The sequence below is a fragment of the Halomarina oriensis genome (genome assembly GCF_009791395.1).
Classification (GTDB): domain Archaea; phylum Halobacteriota; class Halobacteria; order Halobacteriales; family Haloarculaceae; genus Halomarina; species Halomarina oriensis.
Genome location: NZ_WSZK01000025.1, coordinates 47,080 through 56,130 on the forward strand (window position 1 = coordinate 47,080; position 9,051 = coordinate 56,130).

Below are 9,051 nucleotides of genomic sequence, written 5' to 3' on the forward strand. Positions count from 1 at the left end.
CATGTACGGACGGCGTCGAGGTGAGCGGTGAGTGGTCGACCCCGTGAGCGTAGTCGCAGTCGTCGCCGTCGCTGCCGTCGGCGGCGCACTCGGTGCCGCGCTAGGGGGGTATCTCTCCCTCGGCGTCCTCGGCTGTCTCGTCGTCGTCGGTCAACTGCTGGCGTACGCCGACGTGGCGCTTCCGGCGGCCGTGCCGACGCCGCTGGGCTACACCGTCTGGTTCGGCCCGCACGTCCTCTTCGGTGGGGGTGTGGCGGCGGCGGCCTACGCCGTCCGTCGCGGGTACATGGACGAGGGGTACCGCTACCATCCCGCGAAGGACGTCACGACGCCGCTGTCGGCACACCCGAAGGCGCTCGCCGTCGGCGGCGCGTTCGGCGTCCTCGGCGGGGTGTTCGCGTGGGGCTACGCGACCCTCGGTGTCCCGTTCGACCCTATCACGGCCGCCGTCGTCCTCTCTGCGTTCGCCCACCGCGTCCTCCTCGGCTACCCGCTCGTCGGCGAGGTTCGCAGTGGACTCCTCGACATGTCGCCGTACGAGCGTGGCGAGCGTCGGGAACCGATGACCGACGGCGGACGGGTCGTCGAGTCGAACGACCGGCCCGCCGAGTCGTCGAGCGGCGTCCCGAACGTGACCACGCGGTTCGTCGTCGAACCGTTCGCGCCGTGGCAGGCCGACTGGCGGAGCGCCCTCGCACTCGGCGTCGTGGTGGGCCTCCCCGCGTCGGTACTCGCGTCCCTCACCGCGAGCGCACTGCTGGCGTTCGGCCTCGCTGCCGCCGCGCTGCTGGGGTTCGTCGTTCGTGAGGAGGTTCCGGTCTGCTACCACGTCGCGCTCGCGTCGGGCATGGCCGTGCTGGCACTCGGACCCGCGGACGCGACGGCGGCGACGTTCGCCGCGTCGGTGTCCCTCCCGGTGGCCGTCGTCGTCGGAACCGTCGGCGGCGTCGTCGTGGCCGTCTTCGGAGAACTTCTCCAGCGCGTGTTCTACGCCCACGCCGAGACGCACTTCGACGCGCCGTTCGCCGCCGTGTTCCTGTTCGGTCTCTGTCTGGGTCTCCTCGACATCGCCGGTGTCGCCACGCTCCCGTTCTGAAGGGCCGCCTCGTCTCGTTCCGGGGAGTCGTCGCGCCCGTCGCCGCGTCTACTCCGCGACGGGGTTGTAGTTACCGTTGATGTCCCACTCGTGGAGACAGTAAGGGTCACCCTCGACGCCGCCGATGACCCACGACTGTCGGTCGGCGTTCCAGTGGTCCTCGCGGCCACAGCGCTCACACGTCCGTTCGCTGGGCGGGGTGATTCGCACCATACCACCAATCAGCGCACGGAGCAGTATCAATCCGACGCCGGCACGGCCGGCAGTCGGTCGTGGCTCGGGGGTTCGGACGGGCTACGACTATGCGGGTCGCCCGCTTCCACCGACCATGGGCTTTCACACCTACGACCCCGACCGAGCGCCGAACCTCGAAGCGGAGTCCCGATACCGGTTCTGCTCGGCCGAGGAACTGCGCGCGCTGTTCGACCTCGGTGGCGTCGTCGCGGACCTCGGGAGCGGAACCGGCTTCTACACCGACGACGTCGCCCCCCACGTCGAGACGTGTTACGCCGTCGACGTCCAGCGGGAGATGCACGAGTTCTACCGGGAGAAGGGCGTCCCGCAGAACGTCGAACCGGTCGAGGCGGCCGTCGACGACCTGCCGTTCCCCGACGACCACCTCGACGGCGCGTTCTCGACGATGACGTACCACGAGTTCGGGCCCGAGCGACCCGCGGACGGACGGCACGAGCGGACGGAGGCCGCGAGTGGCGAGGGCGCGCTCGCCGAACTCCACCGAGTCCTGAACCCGGACGCTCGCGTCGGTATCGTCGACTGGAGCGCGAACGGGGAGGGCGCAGAGGGCCCGCCCCTCGACGAACGGTTCGCACTCGACGACTGCACGGAGGCGTTCGCCGCCGCCGGATTCACCGTCGAGTTCGCCAGCGAGCGTCAGGAGACGTTCGCCTGCTCGCTCCGACTCGCTCCTTAATCACCTAATACCTCCTCCGACGATACTAGTGTGTTAACACGTAACACGTTTACGTGACGGCTCCAGAGCGTCCGGTATGAGCATGAGCACTGTAGACCCGTACACACCGGGGGAGGCCGTCTTCGAGTGCGTAGACTGTCAGCACCGCACCGCCTCGTCCGAGCACGTCGGTTCGTGCCCGGAGTGTGGTGGCACGATCAAGAACATCGCCGTCGCTCGGGAGTAGCGACGACCCACCTTCTCGGCCGACCCCGTGACCGTCGGTGAGCGACGGTCGTGTGCCCCAACGGTTCGAGGAGCGGTCGTTCAGAACTGGCCGCCGTGGACCGTGATGTCGGCGTGGAGCGACTCCTTGAGCGAGTCGTGGACGTGACAGATCCCCTCGGCGCGTTCGACGATGGCGTCGAACTCCTCGTCCGAGAGGTCCGCTTCGACGTGCATGACGAAGCGAATCGCGGTCAGGTCGTCGTCGTCGTTCAGGTCGGCTTCGACCTCCGTCGTGATCTTCCCGAGGTCGTCGTGGCCCTCCTTGTTCCCGCCGACGCGGAACGCGGGGATGAAACAGGAGGCGTAGTCCGCCGCCAGTACCTGGTTCGGCGTCGGGCCGTCCTCGCCCGTCGCGTCGACGGTCAACTCGAAGTCGCCGACGCGACTGACACTCGTGTACCCCTCTTCGGACGTTGTGGTTGCTTCGACGTCTGCCATTGCGTCCGGACCCTTACGCGGACCGACCAAAAAGATAGGTCGTTCGTGCGTCGGGGGGCCCCTCCGTCCGCCGACCGAACGGACCGGCCCCGGCCGGAAGCCGTGGCCGGTCAGATTCGCTCGTTCGGGTCTACCGTCACGTACCCCGACGAGTAGACACGGACGAGACAGCCCGCGTACCTGAACGCCAGCCTGCACCGTGGAGCGGCCCCCGAATCCGGGCATCTGAGCGCGAACAGCGAGTCGAGTGCGTCCGGGTCGATGCTGTCGTGGACCGTCGGAATCTCCAGTGGCGACTCGCCGAGCGACTCCGCGACAGCGACTACGATGGTCTCACAGACCGACTCCGTTCTCGGGTCGAACCGCATCTGGAGGTCCGACCCGTCGTTCTGCCACGCGTTCTCCGCGAGTGAATGACTGCTCTGGCTACTCATGGTGGATGCGATATCGGCACGCTGCTGGCTCGGCCCCGTCGAAGACGGTGGGTCACACTCCGGAGAGTCGGAGCGCTCACCCATGGACCGAGAGAACCGGCAGCGCTGCCGTTCGATGTGATTATTCAGAGCACAAAAGGTGATAAATGTACTGTCCGTCGGACTCTCTGAATATGCGAACAACCAGCACTGCACGACGGCGACGGGGACGGGCCGCGTCCGACCGTTCGACGACCCGTGTCGTTCAGTTCACTCCAGCGTGAACGACTCGTCGCCGTCGAGGACGTGGACGTCGGCGTGGGTGCCGGTCGCCTCCACCTGTTCGACGAACTCGTCGGTGTCGACTTCGATGGGCGGGAACGTGTCGTAGTGCATCGGGAAGACGTGGTCGACGTCGAGCCACTCCGTGGCGATGGCCGCCTGCCACGGCCCCATCGTGAAGTGGTCGCCGACGGGGAGTGCGGCGGCGTCGGGCTGGAGGTACGGCGCGATGACCTCCTTCATCTCGGTCATCAGGCCGGTGTCGCCGGCGTGGTAGAACGACGTCGCGTCGCTGTCGGGACCGGGCCGTTCGTCGGAGACGACGAAGCCGGCGGGCATCCCGACGTCGTACTCGTAGCCCGTGTTCGCGCCGTTGGTGTGGTCGGCGCGGTGCATCGTCACGAACGCGTCGCCGCACTCGACGGTCCCGCCGAGGTTCATCCCCATCCCGCCGATGTGGTTCTCCAGTCCCATCTCGTCTTCGAGGAACCCACAGAGTTCGGGGACGGCGACGACTGTCGCGTCGGTGAACTCCCCCGCGTGGGCGATGTGGTCCTGGTGGGCGTGGGTGAGCAGCAGGTAGTCCGGGTCGAAGTCCTCGGGACCCATCTCGGTGTTCGGGTTCTCGAAGAACGGATCGATGAGCAGGTCCGTGTCGCCGACGGTGACCGACCACGTCGAGTGGCCGTGCCAGTTCAGTTCCATGACGGTCGGGGCCACTCACGCCTCGGGCTTAACGGTACGCTTGGTGGCAGGACGGTCGGTTTGAACAGGAGTTAACTCGGCGGCCGCGAAGGCGTCCGCATGCGACTCGCACGCTTCCGGGACTCGACGGGGAACGTCCACCGCGGCGAACTGCACGGCGACCTCGACGACGAGGCCGAACTCACAGCGGACGGCGAGACGTTCGACCCCGCCGCCGTCGAACTGCTCGCACCGTGTGAGCCGAGCAAGTTCGTCTGTGTCGGCCGGAACTACGCCGACCACGCCGCCGAGATGGACAACGACGTCCCCGACCGGCCGCTGCTCTTCCTCAAACCACCCAACAGCGTCGCCGCCCACGGGGAGACGGTGACCCTCCCGAGCGGGAAAGAGCGCCTCGACCACGAGGCGGAACTCGCCGTCGTCGTCGGCGAGCGTGCGAAGGGTGTCAGTGCCGACGACGCGATGGAGTACGTCGAGGGATTCACCTGCCTGAACGACCTCTCGAACCGCGACGACCAGAACCGAGAGCAAAACTGGGTCCGCGGGAAGGCGTTCGACCAGTCCGCGCCGGTCGGTCCGGTCGTCGCCACCCCCGACGAGGTGCCCGACGACGCGTTCGTCCGGGCGCGAGTCAACGGCGAGACGCGACAGGACGGCTCTCGAGACCAGTTCGTCTTCTCCGTCCCGGACCTCGTCGAGGAGATAACGACCTACCTGACGCTGGAGCCGGGCGACGTCGTCGCTACCGGGACGCCCGCGGGGGTCGGCCCCCTCGAAGACGGCGACGTGGTCGAAATCGAGGTCGAAGGCGTCGGCACGCTCGAAAACGAGGTTCGGATTCCGTAGTCGGACACACCGACTACGCGGCCGCCTCCGCGTCCTCCTCGTCGAGCAGGAACGGTTCGACCGCGTCGAGCAGGTCGTCGAGCGCGTCGATAGGTGGCGAGTGGCCGCAGTCTTCGAGTTCGACGAGTTCGGCGTTCGGCAGGTCAGCGAGCGTCTCGTCGGCCATCTCACGCGGGATGACGAGGTCACGGTCGCCGTGGACGACGAGCGTCGGGTGCGTTATCTCGCTCGCCAGGCCCGACCCCTCGCCGTAGGCGTTCGTCTCGTCGCTGACGTTGAAGTGCGCCAGCGCGTGGTAGACGTCGACGATGTTACGCTGGGTGAGCATGTCGTCGACGTAGTCCTCGTAGAGGTCGTCTTCGGGCCGTTCGTCGGTGTAGATGAGCTGATTCCAGACCGCTTTGAACGTCTCTCTGTTCTCGGTCTCGTGGGCCTGATAGACCGGTGCGAGCGCGGGCGCGGCGGCTATCTCCTCGCGGGTGGTCATCGGTTCGCCGGTCGGTTGGCCGGTCTCGTCGGTGTGGAACAGCGGGTAGCCACGGGTGCTCACCGAGTCCATCAACACGAGACGCTCGACGCGTTCGGGGTGTTCGGCGGCGAACTGCATCGCCACGCCACCGCCGGTCGACCAGCCCCAGAGGTGGAAGCTGTCGAGGCCGACGGCGTCGGCGAACGGCCCCACGTCGGCGGCGAAGTCCGCCAGCGAGTCGACGGGTGTCTCGTAGCTCGACGCGCCGAACCCGCGCATGTCCATCGCGTAGACGTCGAAGCGCTCGTCGATGGCGTCGAGGACCAGGTCCCAGTGTTTCGAGGAGGTCATGTTGCCGTGGAGGAGGACGAGCGGAACGTCGCCCTCGCGGTGGCGGTAGCCGACGGTCTCGCCGGTCGGGAGGTCGACGGTTCGGACGGGCAGGTCGGAAACGGCTGCGACGGGCATCGATGGATGAGATGACACGACGGGAGAAAACGGTTCGCCCGCGGAGTCGACTCCCCGTCCGATTCCGGATGCCAACGCATAAGTTTAGGTCTACCTAATCCACGACCGATGCGACTGAGTCGTCGGGACGCGCTCGTTGCACTCGGAGCGACGGGGCTGGCGGGCGTCGGGGTGGCCACGGGTGTCCTCCTCGACGACGCCGCGCTCGACGAGGCCACCGACGAGGACCTGCTGCCGACGCTCGTCGGGGCCGCCGAGGTGCTGTATCCGAGCGACGTCGACGGCGTCGAGGCGTTCGTGGCGACGTACTCGCTCGGCCGACTCCGTGGCCGTGAGGCGTACCGCGAGGGCGTCGTGGCGGCCGTTCGAGCGGTCGACGAGGCGGCCCGCGAGTGGTACGACGGCGCGTTCGCGGACCTCGACGCCACGACCCGCGAGTCGATACTGCGCGAGATGGGGACCGACGTGGCAGCGGCCGACCCCGACGGGAGTCGAGCGGAGCGGGTCCGGTACTACGTCGTGAACGAACTGCTGTACGCGTTCTACGCCTCGCCGACTGGCGGGGACCTCGCGGGCATCGAGAACCCACCGGGCTACCCCGGCGGGACGGAGAGCTATCGGCGGGGGCCGGGGCGCGGTCACCCCACCGACTCGTCCCCCGATGGCGGTGATGCCTCGTGAACACGGACGTCTGCATCGTCGGGACCGGGCCGGCCGGGGCACTCGTGGGGTGTCGACTCGCCGAGGCGGGCCACGACGTGGTCCTGTTGGAGGCCGGGCCTCGATTCGACGGCGAGGACGAGGACCGGGTCCGCCGGATGGAGGAGTTCGTCCGCACGGGCGACTGGCGTGGCGTCTGGGAGATGGGCGGGGAGCGCGACGCCTACACCAGCGAGGGGCGACACTACCCGCTGAACCACGCCCGTGTCAAGGGCGTCGGTGGCAGTTCGCTCCACTGGCACGGGATGGTGATGCGCTTTCACGAGTCGGACTTCGAGCGACGAACGCGGGACGGCGTAGGCGTGGACTGGCCCATCGGCTACGACGACCTGCGCCCGTACTACGCCGCCGCCGAGCGCGAACTGGGCGTCGCCGGGGCCGACGACGACCCCCACGGCCCGCCCCGCGAGGAGCCGTACCCGATGCCCGCGTTCCCGCCGTCGTACTCGGACTCGCTGTTCGCGTCGGCCTGCGAGCGTCTGGGTGTGGACATGCACTCGGCCGGAAACGCCCGGAACAGCGAGGGGTACGACGACGCCCCGGCCTGCGTCGGCTACGGCACCTGCAAGCCGGTCTGCCCCTCGCGGGCGAAGTACACCGCCGAGCGCCACGTCGCACGGGCGGAAGCGGCGGGTGCGACCGTCGTCGCCAACGCCCCGGTCCAGCGACTGGCGACCGACGCGAACGGTGAGCGCGTCGTCCGGGTGGTCTACACCGACGACGGGCCGTCCGGAGACGGCGAGGAACGGACCGTCGAGGCCGAGCAGTTCGTCCTCGCGGCGGGGGGCGTCGAGACGCCACGTCTCCTCTTGCTGTCGGCCGACGAGCGCACCCCCGACGGCCTCGCCAACTCCTCGGGCGCGGTCGGGCGGTACTTCATGGACCATCTCTACGCCGGCACGGGCGGCGTCCTCGACGACCCGACCCGGCAGAAGCACGTCGGGTTCAACACCAGCGAGTGCCACCAGTTCTACGACGACCCGACGGCGGGTGCGTCGGGGACCGACGGGTCGGTTCCGGCGACCGACGCCGACTGTGGACCCATCAAACTGGAGTTCGTCAACTACGCCGGCCCCGCGCCGACGGACGTGGCCCTCGACTCCGAGCGGTGGGGCGACGAGTTGCTGACAGCGGTTCGTGAGAGATACGGTCAGTTCGTCGAGGTGGGGGCGCTCGTCGGCCAGTTACCCCGTGCGGAGAACCGCGTCGAACTCGACCCCGACCGGACCGACGACCACGGCAACCCCGTCCCGCGTGTCGTCTGGGACGTCGACGACCGGACCCGGCGAACCGTCGCCCGGGCCAACGAGATTCAGGAGGCGATCCTCGACGAACTCGGCGCGGAGAGACGCTGGCAGGTCGGTCCCGAGGACACCGGCCCCGCGTTCCACCACATGGGGACGACGCGGATGGGCACCGACCCCGAGACGAGCGTCGTCGACCCGAACCTGCGGACCCACGACCACCCCAACTGCTCGGTGGTCTCCTCGTCGGTGTTCCCGACCGGCGGCGCGATGAACCCGACGCTCACCATCGCCGCGCTGGCGTTACGTGCGGCCGACCGACTGGACGCGGCCTTGCGGTAGTCGGTGACACGGCGCGTGGCGTCGCCGCTCTCGTAACGCTTTTCGGGGCTGACTGAATATTCAGTCACCAATGAGTGCGGACACCTCCAGCGACGACTGCGAGGACACCCGCGAGGCCATCATGAAGGCCACCTACCGGGCGCTTCGTGACAACGGCACCGCGGACCTGACCATCCAGAACATCGCCGACGAGTTCGAGAAGTCGAAGTCGCTGCTCTACTACCACTACGAGACGAAAGACGACCTGCTCGTCGAGTTCCTGGGGTGGCTCATCGACCGGAACGCGGAGTTCCTCGACAGCGACGACGTGGAGACGACCGTCGAGTTCGTCGAAGCGATGATCCCTCCCGAAGTCGACGAGGAGCGTGCCGGCTTCCGGGCGGCGTTCGTCCAGATGCGGGCGGAGGCGGCCTCCGACCCCGACTACCGCGAGCAGTTCACGCTCTACGACCGCCTGTTCCGCGAGACGCTCGTCGAACTCATCGAACGGGACATCGAGGCGGGTCGACTCCGTGCGGTGGACGTCGACGCCCTCGCGGACGTACTGCTCTCGACCATCGACGGCGCGATGCTGCGCTACGCGACCACCGACGACGACGTGATGCCGACGACCCGCGAGGGCGTCGACCGTCTGCTCGCCTCCCTCCGAGGCGACGAATGAGCGGGGGCGACGACCGCTCGGTCAACGTCACCGACGGCGACCTCGTCAAGCCGATGCTGTTCCTCTCCGGCCCCATCATCCTCTCGATGCTCCTGCAGGTCGGCTACAACCTCGCGGACAGTTCTGGGTCGGCCGCCTCGGCGAGGACGCGGTGACGGCACTCGGCCTC

The 9,051-nt window shown here is 68.4% G+C and carries 12 protein-coding genes and 1 pseudogene; 8 read left to right on the forward strand and 5 right to left on the reverse strand.

What is annotated here, in order from left to right; genetic code table 11:
• Window positions 1–43 precede the first annotated feature (43 nt).
• Window positions 44–1,096: a hypothetical protein gene (locus GQS65_RS14710; RefSeq protein ID WP_158205391.1), complete on the forward strand. Its 1,053-nt coding sequence runs from the start codon at window positions 44–46 to the stop codon at window positions 1,094–1,096.
• A 48-nt stretch (window positions 1,097–1,144) separates the two neighbouring features.
• On the opposite strand, the gene GQS65_RS21445 is transcribed toward GQS65_RS14710, so the two are convergent.
• A complete protein-coding gene (locus GQS65_RS21445; protein ID WP_199268477.1) occupies window positions 1,145–1,309 on the reverse strand; it encodes an HEWD family protein in 165 nt (54 codons plus the stop codon).
• Window positions 1,310–1,424: 115 nt separating this feature from the next.
• Between GQS65_RS21445 and GQS65_RS14715 the strand changes: the two genes are divergently transcribed.
• Window positions 1,425–2,027 carry a class I SAM-dependent methyltransferase gene (locus GQS65_RS14715; protein ID WP_158205392.1) on the forward strand — a complete coding sequence of 201 codons (603 nt, stop codon included), beginning with the start codon at window positions 1,425–1,427 and terminating at the stop codon, window positions 2,025–2,027.
• A gap of 82 nt (window positions 2,028–2,109) precedes the next feature.
• Complete coding sequence (locus GQS65_RS14720) at window positions 2,110–2,253, forward strand: rubrerythrin-like domain-containing protein (protein WP_158205393.1); 144 nt, start codon at window positions 2,110–2,112, stop codon at window positions 2,251–2,253.
• A gap of 80 nt (window positions 2,254–2,333) precedes the next feature.
• Here the strand turns inward: GQS65_RS14720 and GQS65_RS14725 are convergent, their stop codons facing one another.
• The 3 genes from GQS65_RS14725 to GQS65_RS14735 all read right to left on the reverse strand — a co-directional run bounded on the left by GQS65_RS14725 (window position 2,334) and on the right by GQS65_RS14735 (window position 4,132).
• Window positions 2,334–2,732: an OsmC family protein gene (locus tag GQS65_RS14725; protein WP_158205394.1), complete on the reverse strand. Its 399-nt coding sequence runs from the start codon at window positions 2,730–2,732 to the stop codon at window positions 2,334–2,336.
• A 110-nt stretch (window positions 2,733–2,842) separates the two neighbouring features.
• Window positions 2,843–3,166 (reverse strand): HalOD1 output domain-containing protein, encoded by a 324-nt coding sequence (locus GQS65_RS14730; protein WP_158205395.1) that lies wholly within the window; start codon window positions 3,164–3,166, stop codon window positions 2,843–2,845.
• A gap of 249 nt (window positions 3,167–3,415) precedes the next feature.
• The gene (locus tag GQS65_RS14735) at window positions 3,416–4,132 is read right to left on the reverse strand and encodes a metal-dependent hydrolase (RefSeq protein WP_158205396.1); all 717 of its coding nucleotides are present in this window, start codon (window positions 4,130–4,132) and stop codon (window positions 3,416–3,418) included.
• 99 nt (window positions 4,133–4,231) lie between these two features.
• Between GQS65_RS14735 and GQS65_RS14740 the strand changes: the two genes are divergently transcribed.
• Window positions 4,232–4,978 carry a fumarylacetoacetate hydrolase family protein gene (locus tag GQS65_RS14740; protein WP_158205397.1) on the forward strand — a complete coding sequence of 249 codons (747 nt, stop codon included), beginning with the start codon at window positions 4,232–4,234 and terminating at the stop codon, window positions 4,976–4,978.
• Window positions 4,979–4,991: 13 nt separating this feature from the next.
• Here GQS65_RS14740 and phaZ read toward each other — a convergent pair whose 3' ends face one another.
• Window positions 4,992–5,915 carry an intracellular short-chain-length polyhydroxyalkanoate depolymerase gene (gene phaZ, locus GQS65_RS14745; RefSeq protein WP_158205398.1) on the reverse strand — a complete coding sequence of 308 codons (924 nt, stop codon included), beginning with the start codon at window positions 5,913–5,915 and terminating at the stop codon, window positions 4,992–4,994.
• A gap of 108 nt (window positions 5,916–6,023) precedes the next feature.
• Between phaZ and GQS65_RS14750 the strand changes: the two genes are divergently transcribed.
• The 4 genes and pseudogenes from GQS65_RS14750 to GQS65_RS14765 form a co-directional block, all read left to right on the forward strand.
• Window positions 6,024–6,596, forward strand: a complete 573-nt coding sequence (locus GQS65_RS14750) for a gluconate 2-dehydrogenase subunit 3 family protein (protein ID WP_158205399.1) — start codon at window positions 6,024–6,026, stop codon at window positions 6,594–6,596.
• Window positions 6,593–8,221, forward strand: a complete 1,629-nt coding sequence (locus GQS65_RS14755; RefSeq protein ID WP_368280240.1) for a GMC oxidoreductase — start codon at window positions 6,593–6,595, stop codon at window positions 8,219–8,221. The genes GQS65_RS14750 and GQS65_RS14755 overlap by 4 nt, the downstream gene beginning before the upstream one ends.
• A 70-nt stretch (window positions 8,222–8,291) precedes the next feature.
• Entirely contained in the window at window positions 8,292–8,882 is a 591-nt protein-coding gene (locus GQS65_RS14760) for a TetR/AcrR family transcriptional regulator (RefSeq protein ID WP_158205400.1), read from the forward strand.
• Window positions 8,879–9,051, forward strand: a pseudogene (locus GQS65_RS14765) (MATE family efflux transporter); the annotation flags it as partial. The gene GQS65_RS14760 and the pseudogene GQS65_RS14765, both read left to right, overlap by 4 nt.

Excerpts from the sequence above, each read along its gene's own strand:
- GQS65_RS21445 (WP_199268477.1), bottom strand. The coding sequence starts at position 1,309 with ATGGTGCGAATCACCCCGCCCAGCGAACGGACGTGTGAGCGCTGTGGC.
- GQS65_RS14715 (WP_158205392.1), top strand. The coding sequence starts at position 1,425 with ATGGGCTTTCACACCTACGACCCCGACCGAGCGCCGAACCTCGAAGCG.
- GQS65_RS14720 (WP_158205393.1), top strand. The coding sequence starts at position 2,110 with ATGAGCACTGTAGACCCGTACACACCGGGGGAGGCCGTCTTCGAGTGC.
- GQS65_RS14725 (WP_158205394.1), bottom strand. The coding sequence starts at position 2,732 with ATGGCAGACGTCGAAGCAACCACAACGTCCGAAGAGGGGTACACGAGT.
- GQS65_RS14730 (WP_158205395.1), bottom strand. The coding sequence starts at position 3,166 with ATGAGTAGCCAGAGCAGTCATTCACTCGCGGAGAACGCGTGGCAGAAC.
- GQS65_RS14735 (WP_158205396.1), bottom strand. The coding sequence starts at position 4,132 with ATGGAACTGAACTGGCACGGCCACTCGACGTGGTCGGTCACCGTCGGC.
- GQS65_RS14740 (WP_158205397.1), top strand. The coding sequence starts at position 4,232 with ATGCGACTCGCACGCTTCCGGGACTCGACGGGGAACGTCCACCGCGGC.
- phaZ (WP_158205398.1), bottom strand. The coding sequence starts at position 5,915 with ATGCCCGTCGCAGCCGTTTCCGACCTGCCCGTCCGAACCGTCGACCTC.
- GQS65_RS14750 (WP_158205399.1), top strand. The coding sequence starts at position 6,024 with ATGCGACTGAGTCGTCGGGACGCGCTCGTTGCACTCGGAGCGACGGGG.
- GQS65_RS14760 (WP_158205400.1), top strand. The coding sequence starts at position 8,292 with ATGAGTGCGGACACCTCCAGCGACGACTGCGAGGACACCCGCGAGGCC.